Origin of the sequence: Shewanella sp. FJAT-52076, assembly GCF_019457455.1 — a bacterium.
In the GTDB taxonomy this organism is placed as follows: domain Bacteria; phylum Pseudomonadota; class Gammaproteobacteria; order Enterobacterales; family Shewanellaceae; genus Shewanella; species Shewanella zhangzhouensis.
Map to the genome: position 1 here is coordinate 242,655 of NZ_CP080415.1, position 14,846 is coordinate 257,500.

Sequence of the window (14,846 nt, forward strand, 5' to 3'; positions counted from 1 at the left end):
GGTAACGCTATGGACAAGAAATCATCTCGCTTGCGCCGCGCTACTCGCGCTCGCAAGAAGATCCAAGAGCTGGGCGTGCACCGTTTGGTGGTACATCGTACCCCCCGTCACATCTACGCTCAGGTGATCAATCCTGAAGCTCAGGTTGTTGCAGCGGCTTCTACTGTTGAGAAATCAATCAAGGAAGCTCTGAAGGCTACCGGTAACGTGGATGCCGCCAAGGCCGTGGGTAAAGCCATCGCCGAGCGCGCCGTCGAGAAGGGCGTAACTGTAGTTGCGTTCGATCGTTCTGGCTTCAAGTATCACGGTCGTGTTGCTGCCTTGGCAGACGCCGCTCGTGAAGCTGGCCTCCAGTTCTAAGGGGTTTATTACAATGGCTAAAGTAGAAGCTCAGCAGCAGAAAGACGATCTGCAAGAGAAACTGATTGCAGTAAACCGTGTTTCTAAAGTAGTTAAGGGCGGTCGTATCTTCAGCTTCACTGCATTGACTGTAGTGGGTGATGGTAACGGTCGTGTTGGCTACGGCTACGGCAAAGCCCGTGAAGTTCCAGCTGCCATTCAAAAGGCAATGGAAAAGGCTCGCCGTAACATGGTGACTGTAGAACTGAACGCAGGCACTCTGCACCACCCAGTTAAGGGACGTCACACCGGTTCGCGTGTTTACATGCAGCCAGCGTCTCAGGGTACCGGTATTATTGCCGGTGGTGCGATGCGCGCCGTATTGGAAGTAGCAGGCGTTCATAACGTACTGTCTAAAGCCTACGGTTCCACTAACCCGATCAACATCGTTCGCGCGACTGTTGATGCTCTGACGCACATGAAGTCACCAGCGCAGGTTGCTGCCAAGCGTGGTCTGAGCGTCGAAGAAATTCGGGGGTAATGCATCATGGCTAAAACTATCAAAGTAACTCAGACCAAAAGTGCCATTGGCCGTCTGCCAAAGCACAAGGCCACTCTGACTGGCCTGGGTCTGCGTCGCATTGGTCACACCGTTGAACTGGAAGATACTCCAGCTGTTCGCGGTATGATCAATAAGGTCTACTACATGGTTAAGGTGGAGGACTGATAATGCGTCTGAACACACTTTCTCCTGCCGTAGGCGCGAAGTCTGCTCCTAAGCGTGTAGGCCGTGGTATTGGTTCTGGCTTGGGCAAGACCGCTGGTCGCGGTCACAAGGGTCAAAAATCTCGTAGCGGTGGCGGTGTACGCCCTGGCTTCGAGGGTGGTCAAATGCCACTTAAGATCCGTCTGCCTAAGTTCGGCTTTACCTCTCGTGTTTCTATGGTAACTGCTGAAGTTCGCCTCGGCGAACTGGCAAAAGTTAACGGTGATGTTATCGACCTGAACGCACTGAAAGATGCGAACGTAGTAACTCGCAACATCCAGTTTGCGAAAGTCGTTCTTTCAGGTACCATTGAGCGCCCAGTGACCGTTAAAGGTCTGAAGGTAACCAAAGGTGCACGCGCAGCTATTGAAGCTGCTGGCGGAAAGATCGAGGAATAATACGTCGATGGCAAAACCAGGACTTGATTTAAAAAGCGCGAAGGGCGGTCTGTCAGAACTGAAAGCCCGTCTCCTGTTCGTGATTGGTGCAATTATCGTGTTTCGTGCCGGTTCATTTGTACCAATTCCTGGTATTGACGCAGCTGTATTAGCAGAGCTGTTTGCTCAACAGAAGGGAACCATCCTGGGCATGTTTAACATGTTCTCGGGTGGTGCCCTTGAGCGTGCCTCAATATTCGCATTGGGTATCATGCCGTACATTTCGGCATCGATCATCATGCAGTTATTGACTGTAGTGCACCCCGCACTTGCCGAACTGAAAAAGGAAGGTGAGTCTGGACGTCGCAAAATCAGTCAGTACACACGTTGGGGTACCCTGGTGTTGGGTACATTCCAGTCGGTCGGTATCGCAACCGGTCTGCCAAACCTGGTTCCAGGTCTGGTGGTGAATCCAGGTTTTGGGTTCTATTTCGTTGCGATCGTAAGCTTGGTTACCGGGACTATGTTCCTGATGTGGCTGGGTGAACAGATTACCGAGCGTGGCATTGGTAACGGTATTTCGATCCTGATTTTCGCAGGTATCGTTGCCGGCCTGCCATCAGCTATCGGCCAAACGGCCGAACAGGCGCGTCAAGGTGATTTGAACGTATTGGTATTGTTGTTGATTGGCGTGATAGTATTCGCCGTCACCTATTTCGTGGTGTTTGTGGAGCGTGGCCAGCGTCGTATCGTTGTGAACTACGCCAAGCGTCAGCAAGGGAATAAAATCTTTGCTGCCCAATCCACTCACTTGCCGCTGAAGGTGAACATGGCGGGTGTAATTCCCCCAATCTTTGCGTCCAGCATTATTCTGTTCCCTGGAACCCTGGCTCAGTGGTTCGGTCAGAATGAAGCCCTGTCTTGGCTCAGCGACATTTCGCTGGCCGTTAGCCCTGGGCAGCCGCTGTACTCACTGCTTTATGCAGCAGCGATCATCTTCTTCTGCTTCTTCTATACCGCGCTGGTGTTTAACCCACGCGAGACAGCAGACAACCTGAAGAAGAGTGGTGCGTTCATTCCCGGGATCCGTCCTGGCGAACAGACCTCGCGTTACATTGATAAAGTGATGACCCGACTGACTCTGGCAGGCGCGTTATACATTACCTTTATCTGTTTGATTCCGGAGTTCATGCTCATCGCCTGGAAAGTACAGTTCTATTTTGGCGGTACTTCCCTGCTGATTATGGTGGTAGTGATCATGGACTTCATGGCTCAGGTTCAGACCCATATGATGTCTCATCAATATGAGTCTGTAATGAAGAAAGCTAACCTTATCAACAAAGCGAATCTCGATCGCTTTGGCCGATAAGTTAGTTTACGGAGTTGTGAAATGAAAGTTCGAGCTTCCGTGAAGAAGATCTGCCGTAACTGCAAGATCATCAAGCGTAGCGGCGTTGTACGCGTTATCTGTGTTGAACCAAAACACAAACAGCGTCAAGGCTAAAAAATCTGGCCAGTCCCTGGTAACAGGGCTGGCCAAAAAATGTTTGCAAAACTGTCACCTGTCGAGTATCCTTTCGGGCTTTTCACAGGTGGCCTTTAACTTAAGGAGTGCATAGTGGCCCGTATAGCTGGCATTAACATTCCTGATCATAAGCACGCAGTCATCGCTTTGACTGCAATCTACGGTGTTGGTCGTACTCGCGCAAAAGCCATTTGCGCCGCTACTGCCATTGCTGAAGATGCCAAGATCAAGGAATTGAGCGAAGCTCAAATCGATACCCTGCGCGAAGAAGTTGCCAAATACACAGTAGAAGGTGACTTGCGTCGTGAGGTTTCCATGAACATCAAGCGTCTGATGGACCTTGGTTGTTATCGTGGCCTCCGTCATCGTCGCAGCCTGCCCCTGCGTGGGCAACGTACCAAGACCAATGCGCGTACTCGCAAAGGTCCACGTAAACCTATCAAGAAGTAACGGGAAGGTGAGAAATGGCTAAAGTTCCATCACGTTCTCCGCGCAAGCGCGTACGTAAACAGGTTGCCGATGGCATGGCTCACATCCATGCATCTTTCAATAACACAATCGTGACTATCACCGATCGTCAGGGTAATGCTCTTTCTTGGGCAACTGCAGGTGGTTCAGGCTTCCGTGGTTCACGTAAGTCTACTCCATTCGCAGCTCAGGTAGCAGCAGAGCGTGCAGGTGTTGCCGCTCAGGACTACGGTCTGAAAAACCTTGAAGTGTTTGTGAAGGGTCCAGGTCCAGGTCGTGAATCAGCCATTCGTGCGCTGAACGCTGTTGGTTACAAAATCACCAACATCACTGACGTGACACCGATCCCACACAACGGTTGTCGCCCTCCTAAGAAGCGCCGCGTGTAACGCCGTTAGTTAGGATAGTTGGAGAAAGAACATGGCAAGATACTTGGGTCCCAAGCTCAAGCTCAGCCGCCGGGAAGGTACTGACCTTTTCCTGAAAAGCGGTGTGAGAGCAATTGATTCGAAGTGTAAGCTGGAAACCGCTCCAGGTCAGCACGGTGCGCGCAAGCCACGTCTGTCTGAATACGGTACTCAGCTGCGTGAGAAGCAAAAAGTTCGTCGTATTTACGGTGTGCTGGAAAAGCAGTTCCGTAACTACTATAAGGAAGCTGCACGTCTGAAAGGCAACACCGGTGAAAACCTGTTGCAACTTTTGGAAACCCGTCTGGATAACGTAGTTTATCGTATGGGCTTTGGCTCAACTCGTGCCGAAGCACGTCAGCTGGTTAGCCATAAGTCTGTTATGGTAAACGGTCGTGTTGTTAACATCCCTTCATTCAAAGTGTCTGCGAATGATGTAGTAAGCATCCGTGAGAAGTCACGCACTCAAGCCCGTATCAAAGCGGCTTTGGAAGTGGCTGCCCAGCGTGAGAAGCCTACTTGGGTTGAAGTAGACGCCGCTAAGATGGAAGGTGCTTTCAAGCGTCTGCCAGAGCGTAGCGATTTGTCTGCGGATATTAACGAACAGCTGATCGTCGAGCTTTACTCTAAGTAAGGCTAACAAACAAGAGAGGACACAATGCAGGGTTCTGTTACAGAATTTCTTAAACCGCGTCTCGTGGACATCGAGCAGGTTAGCCCAACTCGTGCCAAAGTTACCCTGGAACCGCTTGAGCGTGGTTTCGGTCATACTTTAGGTAACGCGTTGCGTCGCATCCTTCTGTCGTCCATGCCTGGCTGCGCGGTCACCGAAGTTGAAATCGACGGTGTACTGCACGAATACAGCAGCAAGGAAGGCGTTCAGGAAGACATCCTCGAGATCTTGTTGAACCTGAAAGGTTTGGCAGTGATTCTTGAGGGCAAAGACGAGGCTATGCTCACTCTGAGCAAGTCCGGCGCAGGCCCTGTTACTGCAGCAGACATCACCCATGATGGTGATGTTACTATCGCCAACCCTGATCATGTTATCTGTCATCTGACCGGTAATCATGACATCAGCATGCGTATCCGCGTTGAGCGTGGTCGTGGTTATGTGCCGGCTTCTGCCCGTGCACAGAACGAAGACGACGATCGCCCAATCGGCCGCCTGCTGGTTGACGCTTCTTTCTCACCGGTTGCCCGTATTGCCTACAATGTAGAAGCGGCCCGTGTTGAGCAGCGTACTGACCTGGATAAGCTGGTAATCGATATGACCACTAACGGTACTATCGATCCTGAAGAGGCTATCCGTCGCTCTGCAACTATTCTGGCTGAACAGCTGGATGCGTTTGTGGAACTGCGTGATGTGTCTGTTCCAGAGCAGAAGGAAGAGAAGCCAGAGTTCGATCCAATCCTGCTGCGTCCTGTCGACGATTTAGAGCTTACTGTACGTTCGGCCAACTGCTTGAAGGCCGAAGCGATTCATTACATCGGTGATCTGGTTCAACGCACAGAAGTTGAGCTGCTCAAGACTCCTAACCTGGGTAAGAAATCTCTTACCGAGATCAAGGACGTGTTGGCTTCTCGCGGTCTGTCGTTGGGTATGCGTCTGGAAAACTGGCCTCCAGCCAGCTTGGCAGACGACCTGTAATACCGGATTGGTACAGAGATAGTTTATAAGGATTAGGTCATGCGCCATCGTAAGAGTGGTCGTCAACTTAACCGCAACAGCAGCCACCGTCAGGCTATGTTCCGCAACATGGCTTCTTCACTGGTACGTCACGAGATCATCAAGACTACCGCTGTGAAGGCGAAAGAACTGCGTCGCGTAGTTGAGCCCCTGATTACACTCGCTAAGAGTGATAGCGTTGCAAATCGCCGTTTGGCATTTGCTCGCACCCGCGATCAAGAAGTCGTTGGTAAACTGTTCAATGAATTGGGTCCACGTTACCAGGAGCGTCCTGGTGGTTACACCCGTATTCTGAAGTGCGGTCTGCGTGCCGGTGATAAAGCCCCTATGGCTTACATCGAGCTGGTTGGTCGCCCAGAAACTGCTCAAGCTGTTGAAGTTGAAGCTGCTGAGTAATTGAGCGTTACCGAAAAAGCCGGACCCTAGGGTCCGGTTTTTTTATGTCTGCAAACTAGTCTAACCAATCAATTTTCCCATCCAGCCCTTCAGGCACTTTGAGTTGCCACTTTTTCATCCCACTGCGGCTGAACAGCCAACGGCCACTGTCATCTATCACAGGATAGATACTCGATGCAGGTTCGCCATTTAGAATCCGCTCAGCCATTCTGGCCGCGGTTTTACCGTGGGCATATCCATCCAGCACAAAGCCGCCTACATTACCCCTCGGGCCGATAGAGAAATCCCAGAAGCCAAACGATGGTACAGAGGTATTGTCGTGGATCCAGCCAAGCATTTCATCCGGCTCGGTATAACTGCCATCATGTTCTGAGAGCGTATGGTAGAGGCCAACGGTAACGGCATCGTAGCCTTGCACCTTCGCTTGGCTTACCCGTTCCCGCCACACTTCGCTGCGGTTATCGAGACGTATATCGATATGAATATTGCCGACCTTAACATAAGGCTCCAGCTGACTGAGGTGTTCGTGTGACACCGTCGAGGTAGTGGACGCGTCAAATAGCACTAATATCCGTGGTGCTTCTTTGTTGAGCACGGCGCTCAAAAACAGCACTGACCGCTTCAGTAACGGTCTCTCAAACACCCCGGTGATGGCACTGAACTGTTCGAGTCCATAGTCTCTTGGTGCACCGTTAAGTCCCAGGAATACCAGCGGGACTTTCTGGTTGCTTAGCCGCGCTGATAGCAGTCTGAAAGCGTTATCGTCACCAATCAGTATGAGTTCAGGGTCATAGGCCTTTAGCTCGTACCAGACCCTGTCTGCTGCCCTCTCATAGTCTTCCCGTTGCATGCGTTTGGTATCGAGCTGGAAACGTTCCAGCTGATGGCCGGCCAGCACATCTTGAATTCCGTGAACGTATGCTGGTCCCAGGCGTAGTCGGCGTGGTAGCTTTCGATGATAGCGACGCGAGCGGCAAAGGCCGGGGAGAGCAAAATGCTGCAGAGCAATATGAAGAAGCGGCACATGATGTCATCTCCGTGAATGACTCTTCCTAGTATAGTCGTGCCACTAAAAGGAAAGCCTCCGGGTGGAGGCTTTCGAAGAGATTAGCGTGAACCGCCTTTCTGTGTCTCTGTATATTCCAGCTTCTCATGGTTTTTACCCATGGCTTCAGCGACTTCAGGCGGCATGTAATTCTCATCGTGTTTGGCGAGCACTTCACTGGCCTGCAGTTTACCGTCTTCGGTCAGTACGCCCTGGGCTACAATACCCTGGCCTTCACGGAAGAGATCCGGCAGCAGATCATCATAAGTCACAATCACTTCACCGCCGCCGGCATCGTGCACGGCAAACTCAACGTGCAGGCTGTCGGGGTCACGTATCATGGAGCCAACAGTCACCATACCACCCACGCGAATACGCTGGCCCACTTCAGGTCTGATACCAGTGTCTGCTTTACCGTGGACGATTTCGGTTGGGGTGTAGAACAGGTTAAGGTTGGTGTTCAGTGCATACAGCAGCAAAGAAGCCACGGCCGCAACGCCACCAATCAGACCCACGACAAGGGCCAGTCTTTTCTTACGTCTTGGATTCATGCTTTGTTGCTCCGGCTTTCTTTCAGGCGCTCTTCCCGAGCGATTTTCTTAGCGATTTCCGTGAGCACCTTGCTTTTTTGGCGCGTGCTAAGAATGATGAGGGTCGCGAGGCTGGTGAAGGTAACCCCATAAGCCAGCCACACATAGAAGGCGTAGCCTCCCATGTTGATAAAGTCAGTAAAGGATTCAAACTGCATTATTTAACTCCTTGAGCCAGGGCCATCTCGCGCACCCAGGGACGCATTGCATTGCGTGCCAGGATCTCGGCCTTGAATCGAATCAGGGTCAACGCACCGATCATCAAGCCAAAGCCCACAATGTTAATGAGCAGAGGGTACAACATGTCGCTGGACATGGTGGACTTTTCGGTGATTCGAATCGTGGACGGCTGATGCAGTGAGCTCCACCATTCCACTGAATACTTAATGATGGGGATGTTAATCACACCTACAATCGCCAGGATGCCAGCGGCCCGGGCGGCCAGTACCTTATCTTCGAAAGACGCGTAAAGCGCAATCACACCCAAATACAGGAACAGCAGCACCAACTCAGAGGTCAGGCGAGCGTCCCACACCCACCAGGTGCCCCACATGGGTTTACCCCAGGTAGCGCCGGTGAAGAGGGCAATAAAGGTCACTACGGCACCGATTGGCGCAATAGCCGCAGCGGTCCAATCAGCCGCTTTGATTTGCCATACCAGACCAATAAAGGCGGCGGTGGCCATCCCCATGTATGCTGCCATCGACATGGATGCCGCCGGCACGTGAATAAAGATGATGCGATAGCTGTCGCCCTGTTGATAGTCCGTCGGCGCAAACAGCAGTCCCCAGGTGGTGCCGGTGGCGATAAAGGCTAACGCCAGGAAGGCAAACCAGGGTAAGAGTTTGTCTGATAACTTGTAAGCACGCTCGGGATCGGCGTAAGGATGTAACCACTTCCACATATTAGTTAGTACTCACTCTCAAAGAGGCGCCAACGGCAAAAGGCGCCAGTGTTAAAGACCCAACCAGCATGGCTCCTATTATAGCGAGCTGGCCATCGTAGGGTAAATTCATTCCCGCTGCATCAATGGCACTGGTCGCAAAAATCAGTACCGGAATATAGAGCGGCAGTATTAACAGACTCAGTAGCACGCCGCCTTTACGTAATCCTACTGTCAGTGCCACACCTATGGCACCAAGCAGACTGAGCACAGGCGTACCCAGCGCCAGGGTCGACATCAGAGCTCCATAGCTGTTGTCTTCCAGGTGCAGCAATACCGCCAGCAACGGCGACACCAAAATCAGCGGCACGCCGGTTAACAGCCAGTGGGCCAGCACCTTGGCCAGTACTGTGATGTACAGTGGCTGAGGACTCAGCAGCATCTGCTCCAGCGAGCCGTCTACAAAGTCGGCTTTGAATAAACGCTCCAGCGATAACATGGACGCCAGCAGCGCGGCTACCCAAATAATGCCGGGGGCAATGCGGGTCAATACCTGGGGTTCAGGGCCAATTCCCAATGGGAACAGGGTCACTACCATCACAAAAAACAACAAGGGGTTGAAGATATCACCGCGGTGACGGATGGCAATTTTTAAATCCCGCTTAAGTACAGTGCCAAATGCCTGGGTAAAACTAATGCCTCTTTTCATGCCTGCCAACCTTATACGAACCTGTACTCAAGCTTGAGTTTGCGAAGCCGCTCATCTTTGATGAGTCCCATATCCTGGTGAGTGGTCAGGATCACACAGCCGCCGTTATCGGCATGCTTGAGAAACAGTTGTTCAAGCTCTGCAACACCGCGTTTGTCGATGGCAGTAAAAGGCTCATCCAGGATCCACACTTTACAGTTACTGTGCCAAAGCCTTGCAAGTGCGGTGCGTCTGTGCTGCCCCGCAGATAAATGCCCGGCCAGCGCTTCTTCAAATCCCTTCAGATTGACTTTGGCGAGGATATCGCCAGTGTCGAAATCATCATAGCCACTGAGCCTTAAATTGAAGTTAAGGTTCTCTTCGGCTGTCAGCTCGCTTTTGACACCAGCCAAATGGCCCAAATAGAGCAGGTCTTCGTTAAATTCATCGCGGCAACGGCCAATTTCTTCGTTGCGGTAAAACACATTGCCTGCGTAAGGGCGGGAGAGGCCTGCAAGGATGCGCAGCAAGCTGGTTTTGCCTGCGCCATTGGGGCCTTCAATTTGGATGATATCGCCTTCGTTAACGCTGAAACTCAGTTCGTCAAAGAGGATCCTTTCTTCACGAATACAAGTTAGCTTTTCGGCGGATACCAGTGAGTGGGCTGTTTTTGTTGGTAGTGTCACTGAGACCTCTAATACCGCGTAATCCTGTGCAGATACTAACATACTTGAAATCCGGGGTTTACCGATGAAGTGGACTAAGTATCAGCAATTTGATGCAGTTCCAATAAGTGCAATGATGCCGGAACTTTTTCAATATTTGCTAATATATTGCCGAATTTGTGGTGTAAATCTCATCCTCTAAAACAAGCTGGGAGAGAACTCACAAAAAGGTGAGATCTTTTGAAGTTTGTAGTACCCTAAGCTCGCTAAAACCAGTCTGCCTTCGAGGGCAGCGTTGAGCATGTAAGTATTTGCATTAGGAACATTGAACATGAAAAAACTGTTAGCAATGACTGCAGTAGCTGCTCTGACTATGGCTGCCAGCGTATCTGCCCAAGAAGGTGAAGCTGTATATAACAAGGCTTGCCAGGTATGTCACAGCATGGGCGTAGCCGGTGCCCCTAAGGCTCACGATGCTGCCCAGTGGGAACCTCGTCTGGCCAAAGGTATCGATGCGCTGCTGACCAGCGTTAAAGGCGGTCTGAACGCAATGCCTCCAGGCGGTATGTGCACCGACTGTACCGATGAAGACTACAAGAACGCCATCGAGTTCATGTCCAAGTAATTGGAATGTAGTTCGAAGAACCGGCCCTCTGGCCGGTTTTTTTATTGCTCGTTTTTTGTAATTTGACCGCGATGCAGATTGCAAGGCTGACCTCAGGCAAATAAAAAGCCGGCGTTAAGCCGGCTTAATTGAAGATGTGTATCTGTCGTCCAGGGCTTATTGCACCAGAGTATCCAGCACCAGGTTCACAGATTCGCCACCCACAGCAACCTCATTGAGACTGCCCTTAAGATCACCTGACTGAGGCTTCACGCTGCCGTGCTTCGATAATACAGCGATGATCTCAACCTGTCTGGCGCTGCTGAGCTTTACATCGCCGCCCATATTGGTGCTGTCGTCCAGAGTTATAGTGGCAGGCAGTGCTTTGGCGCTGATCTTGGTGGCGGCCAGTGGCACTTTCGGGCCTTCGGTCGCACGGGCAAAGATAAACAGCATGTCGGAATCGCTGACATTGGCAGCCAACTCCGGTGATACCGAAATTTGAACCGTTACCGTTTGCACGGCCTTGGCGACAGGCTGGTGCACGCTGTCTTGCGGCATCTCGCCTGTCTCGGCCGCCATCTTCATACGGGCGGTTTCGATGGCGTTCATCAGTGCAGTTCTATCGATATCGGTACGCTGGGTGGCCAGTATACTCTGCCAGGCGTCGATAGCCTTTTGGTAGTTGGCGGTAAAGAAAGAATCCATACCCACCAACAGCAGAGTAGATGGATCCTGAGGATCGAGCGCCAGAGACTGATCGATTAACGCCTGGATCTCGGCCGACATCTGCTGATTGTTCTTGTAGTACATTGCGGTGGCTTTAGGGCCCAGCAACTCGGCATGGGTACCTACCAGTTCCATTACCTTATCGAAAGCGCTGACGGCTTCATCAAAACGGTTCGCGGAAATATAGGCATGACCCAGGTTAAACCAGGCCTGGCTGTTGTCGGGTTCGGCCTGTACTGCCATTTCCATCATTTGTACCCGCTGCGACATTATTTGTTCGGCGGTCATACCTTCATGGGGATTGGCGGCGCGGGGAGGGTTAGCCACATTCTCGTATTGGCCAAGGTGCTGATACATGTAGCCGGAAATCCCAAGCAGCGTAACGGACATAATCACAGGCCACAGCAACCCTTTGGGTTTCACTGTGTTGACCAGTGACTCATCACTGCCCTGCTTGATGTCTTGCAGCAGGCTAATTTCGAGTTCTTTCTTCAGCGCCTCGAATTCCTGATTATCCAACAGATCTTCAGCCAGTTCTTTTTCGAGAATTGCCAAACGTTCATTAAAGAGTTCAAGGTTGGTTTGCTTACGCACGCCAGCTTCTTCAGCCTCTAACAGACGCTGCTGCCGGAAGTGGGGCACCCAGATCAGCATAAGGCCGATCAGCACAACAAATGCAATCAAAATCCAGAATGTGGTCATTATCTTATATTACCTTGGTTGCCTTGAATGGCGATACCGCCGGGTTTGCGGGTCAGATTATACGATAAGCATATTCATTGAACAGTAATATAAGCTTAAGCCCGAAGCCGAAACGCCAGAGTTGGGCACTGGTTCACAGAAAGCTGATTTAACCGCAACCAATTGGCAAAAATGGGGTCAGAATGTACGCCCAAGGGTGGTTGGGTGCGAAATTCGTCAATGTTGTAAGAATGAGACTGGCCACCCAGATTTGCGCGAAAATGGCAGACAGGAACTATAGCAACTACTAAAATGGCGCAAATTCGCAAAAACTAATGTGTGATTCATGTTGTGCGTCGATAGTAGTTGTCAGGCTGTCGACCCGGACTAATAAGACTGAGGAGTACCCATGATCCCGGAACTTGGACACTTTGCGCTGATAACAGGACTGGCGTTTGCCTTACTGCTCAGCTGCGTGCCGCTCATCGGGGTAGCGCGCAAAGATCAGTATCTGGTGCGTTATGCCTGGCCATTGGCTTACGGTATGTTTCTGTTCATTGCACTGTCTGTTGTGACTCTGGCGTACAGCTTCGCGGTCGATGATTTTTCTGTTGCTTACGTGGCACACCATTCCAATTCTCAGCTGCCGAGCTTCTTCAAAATAGCCGCCGTTTGGGGTGGTCACGAAGGCTCCCTGCTGTTTTGGGTATTTTCTTTGTCTGTATGGGCTGCAGCCGTAGCCAAGTTCAGCAAAGGACTGGAAGAAGTTTTTACCGCCCGGGTACTGGCGGTGCTCGGTATGATTACCGTAGGCTTCACCCTGTTTATGCTGCTGACTTCAAGCCCGTTCGAGCGCCTGTTCCCTGCGCCGATGGAAGGTCGTGACCTTAACCCCATGCTGCAGGACGTAGGCCTTATCTTCCACCCACCCATGCTGTATCTGGGGTATGTGGGCTTCTCTGTCAGCTTTGCCTTCGCGATTGCTGCATTGCTCAGTGGTCGTCTCGACTCTGCCTGGGCTCGCTGGAGCCGTCCGTGGACACTGGCGGCTTGGATTTTCCTGACCGGCGGTATCGCGCTGGGTTCCTGGTGGGCTTACTACGAGCTCGGCTGGGGTGGCTGGTGGTTCTGGGATCCGGTCGAAAACGCCTCCTTTATGCCATGGCTGATTGGTACCGCACTGGTGCACTCACTGATTGTGACCGAGAAGCGCGGCACCTTCCGTAACTGGACGGTACTGCTGTCTATCTTCGCTTTCTCGCTCAGTTTGCTCGGTACCTTTATTGTGCGTTCCGGCGTTCTGACATCGGTGCACTCATTCGCTGCCGATCCAAGCCGCGGTATGTTCATTCTCTTGCTGCTTGGCCTTGCCATTGGTGGCTCACTCACACTGTTCGCGTTCCGTGCCAGTGAAATGAGCAGCCCGGCCAAGTTTGAACTCTGGTCAAAAGAAACCATGCTGCTGGTATGTAACCTGCTGCTGACCGTTGCCTGTGGCACAGTGCTGCTGGGTACCCTGTACCCACTGCTGATTGATGCGCTGGGCATGGGTAAGATTTCTGTTGGCCCACCATACTTCAACGCCGTGTTTGTGCCCATCATCCTGGTGATGTTTGTGTTCATGGGTATTGGCCCCATTATCCGTTGGAAGAAGGCGAAAGACGGTGAAGTGAAACGTCAGCTGCTGATCCCGGCAATCGTATCTGCCGTGGTGGGTATTGCAGTGCCTTTCATCGCTGGTGGCGCATTCAACGCCTGGGTGGCTTTGGGTATCGGCGCAGCCGTGTGGATCACTCTGGCCACACTTCGTGCAGGCTATAACATCATCAAGACCAACGAAGGCCTGAGTCTTGCGCGTATGGGACGCAGTCAGTTGGGCATGATCATCGCTCACCTGGGTATTGCGGTCTCGGTCGTGGGTGGCACCATGGTGTCCAATTACTCCATCGAGAAGAGTGTGCGTATGGGCCCGGGTATCAGCCATGAGCTGGCCGGTTATACCTTCAAGTTTACTGAAACCAAAAACGTGGTAGGTCCCAACTACACCGCACAACAAGGTCAGATTGAGGTGTATAAGGGAGACAAGTTCCTGACTCTGCTCAAGCCCGATCGTCGTCAGTACAACGTGCGTACCATGGATATGACCGAAGCCGGTATCGACTGGGGCCTGTTCCGCGACCTGTATGTCACCATGGGTGACCCTATCAGTGCCACCGAGTACGCGGTGCGTTTGAACTACAAGCCATTCGTTCGTTGGTTATGGTTCGGCGGTATCTTTATGATGGTAGGTGGTTTCTTTGCAGCCTCGGATAAACGTTACCGCGTAAAGGCAACGGCTTCCGACAAAGCCAAAGAAGCGACCAAAGGTAACCTGGCTACAGCCTGAAAATTGGAGAAACGATGAAGAAGCTGGTCTTATTCATTCCATTGGCACTGTTTCTGGGGATGGGAATATTCCTCTACAAGGGCTTGTTCCTGAATCCTCAGAAACTGGAGTCGGCACTCGAAGGTAAGCCTATTCCGGCATTCCAGTTAGAGAAACTGGAAACACCCGGTGAGATGATCACTCAGGAAGACCTGAAAGGTCAGGTGTCCCTGTTGAACGTCTGGGCCACCTGGTGTCCATCCTGTAAGTATGAGCATCCGTTTTTGATGACGCTGACCCGTCAGAAACTGGTGCCTATTTACGGTATCAATTATCGCGATGAGCGTGCAGAAGCCATTCGTGAACTTCGCCATCAGGGTGACCCCTATGCACTGAACATCTTCGATAAAGATGGTCGTCTTGGGTTGGACCTGGGGGTATATGGTGCGCCGGAAACTTTCCTGGTTGATCATAAGGGTATTATTCGCTTCCGTTTTGCCGGTCCGGTTGATCAGCGTGTGTGGAGTGAGACCCTCTATCCCATGGTTAAGCAGTTGCAGCAGGAGGCCGCCGCGGAAGCGGCCGCTTCCGGTAAAACCAATGCGACAGGAGCTGCCTCATGAAGCCATTG

22 protein-coding genes (1 of these 22 only partly in view) are annotated in these 14,846 nt (G+C 51.8%); 15 read left to right on the forward strand and 7 right to left on the reverse strand.

From position 1 onward, the window contains the following. Window positions 1-9: 9 nt before the first annotated feature. The 11 genes from rplR (at window position 10) to rplQ (ending at window position 5,965) form a co-directional block, all read left to right on the forward strand. Window positions 10-360 (forward strand): 50S ribosomal protein L18, encoded by a 351-nt coding sequence (gene rplR, locus K0H79_RS01150; protein ID WP_220066374.1) that lies wholly within the window; start codon window positions 10-12, stop codon window positions 358-360. Window positions 361-373: 13 nt separating this feature from the next. Further along, on the forward strand, window positions 374-880 hold the full coding sequence (rpsE, locus tag K0H79_RS01155) for a 30S ribosomal protein S5 (RefSeq protein ID WP_203325704.1): 507 nt from the start codon (window positions 374-376) through the stop codon (window positions 878-880). 6 nt (window positions 881-886) lie between these two features. Beyond that, window positions 887-1,066 (forward strand): 50S ribosomal protein L30, encoded by a 180-nt coding sequence (gene rpmD / locus K0H79_RS01160; RefSeq protein WP_011758352.1) that lies wholly within the window; start codon window positions 887-889, stop codon window positions 1,064-1,066. A gap of 2 nt (window positions 1,067-1,068) precedes the next feature. Further along, window positions 1,069-1,503, forward strand: a complete 435-nt coding sequence (gene rplO, locus K0H79_RS01165; RefSeq protein WP_011758353.1) for a 50S ribosomal protein L15 — start codon at window positions 1,069-1,071, stop codon at window positions 1,501-1,503. A 7-nt stretch (window positions 1,504-1,510) separates the two neighbouring features. Continuing rightward, window positions 1,511-2,851 carry a preprotein translocase subunit SecY gene (gene secY, locus K0H79_RS01170; RefSeq protein WP_011758354.1) on the forward strand — a complete coding sequence of 447 codons (1,341 nt, stop codon included), beginning with the start codon at window positions 1,511-1,513 and terminating at the stop codon, window positions 2,849-2,851. A 21-nt stretch (window positions 2,852-2,872) separates the two neighbouring features. Next, window positions 2,873-2,986 (forward strand): 50S ribosomal protein L36, encoded by a 114-nt coding sequence (gene rpmJ / locus K0H79_RS01175; RefSeq protein WP_011758355.1) that lies wholly within the window; start codon window positions 2,873-2,875, stop codon window positions 2,984-2,986. Between the two features lie 114 nt (window positions 2,987-3,100). Next, a complete protein-coding gene (rpsM, locus tag K0H79_RS01180) occupies window positions 3,101-3,457 on the forward strand; it encodes a 30S ribosomal protein S13 (RefSeq protein WP_126169095.1) in 357 nt (118 codons plus the stop codon). A gap of 14 nt (window positions 3,458-3,471) precedes the next feature. Beyond that, window positions 3,472-3,864, forward strand: a complete 393-nt coding sequence (gene rpsK, locus K0H79_RS01185) for a 30S ribosomal protein S11 (RefSeq protein WP_011758357.1) — start codon at window positions 3,472-3,474, stop codon at window positions 3,862-3,864. A 31-nt stretch (window positions 3,865-3,895) separates the two neighbouring features. Then, entirely contained in the window at window positions 3,896-4,516 is a 621-nt protein-coding gene (gene rpsD, locus K0H79_RS01190) for a 30S ribosomal protein S4 (RefSeq protein WP_011758358.1), read from the forward strand. A 24-nt stretch (window positions 4,517-4,540) separates the two neighbouring features. Beyond that, a complete protein-coding gene (locus K0H79_RS01195; protein ID WP_011758359.1) occupies window positions 4,541-5,530 on the forward strand; it encodes a DNA-directed RNA polymerase subunit alpha in 990 nt (329 codons plus the stop codon). Window positions 5,531-5,569: 39 nt separating this feature from the next. After that, window positions 5,570-5,965, forward strand: a complete 396-nt coding sequence (gene rplQ / locus K0H79_RS01200) for a 50S ribosomal protein L17 (protein WP_220066375.1) — start codon at window positions 5,570-5,572, stop codon at window positions 5,963-5,965. 55 nt (window positions 5,966-6,020) lie between these two features. Here rplQ and K0H79_RS01205 read toward each other — a convergent pair whose 3' ends face one another. The 6 genes from K0H79_RS01205 to ccmA all read right to left on the reverse strand — a co-directional run bounded on the left by K0H79_RS01205 (window position 6,021) and on the right by ccmA (window position 9,857). Then, window positions 6,021-6,863, reverse strand: coding sequence for an ABC transporter substrate-binding protein (locus tag K0H79_RS01205; protein ID WP_220077038.1), 843 nt, complete (start codon window positions 6,861-6,863; stop codon window positions 6,021-6,023). A gap of 209 nt (window positions 6,864-7,072) precedes the next feature. Continuing rightward, window positions 7,073-7,561, reverse strand: coding sequence for a cytochrome c maturation protein CcmE (ccmE, locus tag K0H79_RS01210; RefSeq protein WP_220066378.1), 489 nt, complete (start codon window positions 7,559-7,561; stop codon window positions 7,073-7,075). Then, complete coding sequence (gene ccmD, locus K0H79_RS01215) at window positions 7,558-7,758, reverse strand: heme exporter protein CcmD (RefSeq protein ID WP_220066379.1); 201 nt, start codon at window positions 7,756-7,758, stop codon at window positions 7,558-7,560. The genes ccmE and ccmD overlap by 4 nt, the downstream gene beginning before the upstream one ends. Continuing rightward, window positions 7,758-8,504: a heme ABC transporter permease gene (locus tag K0H79_RS01220; RefSeq protein ID WP_220066380.1), complete on the reverse strand. Its 747-nt coding sequence runs from the start codon at window positions 8,502-8,504 to the stop codon at window positions 7,758-7,760. Before K0H79_RS01220 ends, ccmD begins: the two co-directional genes overlap by 1 nt. 1 nt (window position 8,505) lies before the next feature. Next, window positions 8,506-9,192 (reverse strand): heme exporter protein CcmB, encoded by a 687-nt coding sequence (gene ccmB, locus K0H79_RS01225; protein ID WP_011758365.1) that lies wholly within the window; start codon window positions 9,190-9,192, stop codon window positions 8,506-8,508. 11 nt (window positions 9,193-9,203) lie between these two features. After that, on the reverse strand, window positions 9,204-9,857 hold the full coding sequence (gene ccmA, locus K0H79_RS01230) for a cytochrome c biogenesis heme-transporting ATPase CcmA (protein WP_220077039.1): 654 nt from the start codon (window positions 9,855-9,857) through the stop codon (window positions 9,204-9,206). Window positions 9,858-10,167: 310 nt separating this feature from the next. Here ccmA and K0H79_RS01235 point away from each other — a divergent pair, with 310 nt between their 5' ends. Then, on the forward strand, window positions 10,168-10,461 hold the full coding sequence (locus tag K0H79_RS01235) for a cytochrome c5 family protein (RefSeq protein WP_011758367.1): 294 nt from the start codon (window positions 10,168-10,170) through the stop codon (window positions 10,459-10,461). Between the two features lie 156 nt (window positions 10,462-10,617). On the opposite strand, the gene ccmI is transcribed toward K0H79_RS01235, so the two are convergent. Continuing rightward, the gene (gene ccmI / locus K0H79_RS01240) at window positions 10,618-11,871 is read right to left on the reverse strand and encodes a c-type cytochrome biogenesis protein CcmI (protein ID WP_220077040.1); all 1,254 of its coding nucleotides are present in this window, start codon (window positions 11,869-11,871) and stop codon (window positions 10,618-10,620) included. A gap of 388 nt (window positions 11,872-12,259) precedes the next feature. Between ccmI and K0H79_RS01245 the strand changes: the two genes are divergently transcribed. The 3 genes in view from K0H79_RS01245 to nrfF are tightly spaced (at most 14 nt apart) and all read left to right on the forward strand, a layout consistent with a single transcriptional unit that may run on beyond the window. After that, entirely contained in the window at window positions 12,260-14,236 is a 1,977-nt protein-coding gene (locus K0H79_RS01245) for a heme lyase CcmF/NrfE family subunit (protein ID WP_220077041.1), read from the forward strand. A gap of 14 nt (window positions 14,237-14,250) precedes the next feature. Then, complete coding sequence (locus K0H79_RS01250; RefSeq protein WP_220066384.1) at window positions 14,251-14,838, forward strand: DsbE family thiol:disulfide interchange protein; 588 nt, start codon at window positions 14,251-14,253, stop codon at window positions 14,836-14,838. Continuing rightward, on the forward strand, window positions 14,835-14,846 hold the beginning of the coding sequence (nrfF, locus tag K0H79_RS01255) for a heme lyase NrfEFG subunit NrfF (RefSeq protein WP_220066385.1). It continues 495 nt past the right edge of the window; the window shows 12 of its 507 coding nt (coding positions 1-12); its start codon is at window positions 14,835-14,837; its stop codon lies off the right edge, out of view. The genes K0H79_RS01250 and nrfF overlap by 4 nt, the downstream gene beginning before the upstream one ends.

What these genes read in the sequence shown, in the direction of transcription:
- rpmD (WP_011758352.1), top strand. Translation starts at nt 887, where the DNA reads ATGGCTAAAACTATCAAAGTAACTCAGACCAAAAGTGCCATTGGCCGT.
- ccmD (WP_220066379.1), bottom strand. Translation starts at nt 7,758, where the DNA reads ATGCAGTTTGAATCCTTTACTGACTTTATCAACATGGGAGGCTACGCC.
- rplR (WP_220066374.1), top strand. Translation starts at nt 10, where the DNA reads ATGGACAAGAAATCATCTCGCTTGCGCCGCGCTACTCGCGCTCGCAAG.
- rplQ (WP_220066375.1), top strand. Translation starts at nt 5,570, where the DNA reads ATGCGCCATCGTAAGAGTGGTCGTCAACTTAACCGCAACAGCAGCCAC.
- K0H79_RS01245 (WP_220077041.1), top strand. Translation starts at nt 12,260, where the DNA reads ATGATCCCGGAACTTGGACACTTTGCGCTGATAACAGGACTGGCGTTT.
- ccmI (WP_220077040.1), bottom strand. Translation starts at nt 11,871, where the DNA reads ATGACCACATTCTGGATTTTGATTGCATTTGTTGTGCTGATCGGCCTT.
- rpmJ (WP_011758355.1), top strand. Translation starts at nt 2,873, where the DNA reads ATGAAAGTTCGAGCTTCCGTGAAGAAGATCTGCCGTAACTGCAAGATC.
- rpsE (WP_203325704.1), top strand. Translation starts at nt 374, where the DNA reads ATGGCTAAAGTAGAAGCTCAGCAGCAGAAAGACGATCTGCAAGAGAAA.
- K0H79_RS01220 (WP_220066380.1), bottom strand. Translation starts at nt 8,504, where the DNA reads ATGTGGAAGTGGTTACATCCTTACGCCGATCCCGAGCGTGCTTACAAG.
- K0H79_RS01195 (WP_011758359.1), top strand. Translation starts at nt 4,541, where the DNA reads ATGCAGGGTTCTGTTACAGAATTTCTTAAACCGCGTCTCGTGGACATC.
- K0H79_RS01250 (WP_220066384.1), top strand. Translation starts at nt 14,251, where the DNA reads ATGAAGAAGCTGGTCTTATTCATTCCATTGGCACTGTTTCTGGGGATG.
- rplO (WP_011758353.1), top strand. Translation starts at nt 1,069, where the DNA reads ATGCGTCTGAACACACTTTCTCCTGCCGTAGGCGCGAAGTCTGCTCCT.
- rpsK (WP_011758357.1), top strand. Translation starts at nt 3,472, where the DNA reads ATGGCTAAAGTTCCATCACGTTCTCCGCGCAAGCGCGTACGTAAACAG.
- rpsD (WP_011758358.1), top strand. Translation starts at nt 3,896, where the DNA reads ATGGCAAGATACTTGGGTCCCAAGCTCAAGCTCAGCCGCCGGGAAGGT.
- ccmB (WP_011758365.1), bottom strand. Translation starts at nt 9,192, where the DNA reads ATGAAAAGAGGCATTAGTTTTACCCAGGCATTTGGCACTGTACTTAAG.
- ccmE (WP_220066378.1), bottom strand. Translation starts at nt 7,561, where the DNA reads ATGAATCCAAGACGTAAGAAAAGACTGGCCCTTGTCGTGGGTCTGATT.
- secY (WP_011758354.1), top strand. Translation starts at nt 1,511, where the DNA reads ATGGCAAAACCAGGACTTGATTTAAAAAGCGCGAAGGGCGGTCTGTCA.
- K0H79_RS01235 (WP_011758367.1), top strand. Translation starts at nt 10,168, where the DNA reads ATGAAAAAACTGTTAGCAATGACTGCAGTAGCTGCTCTGACTATGGCT.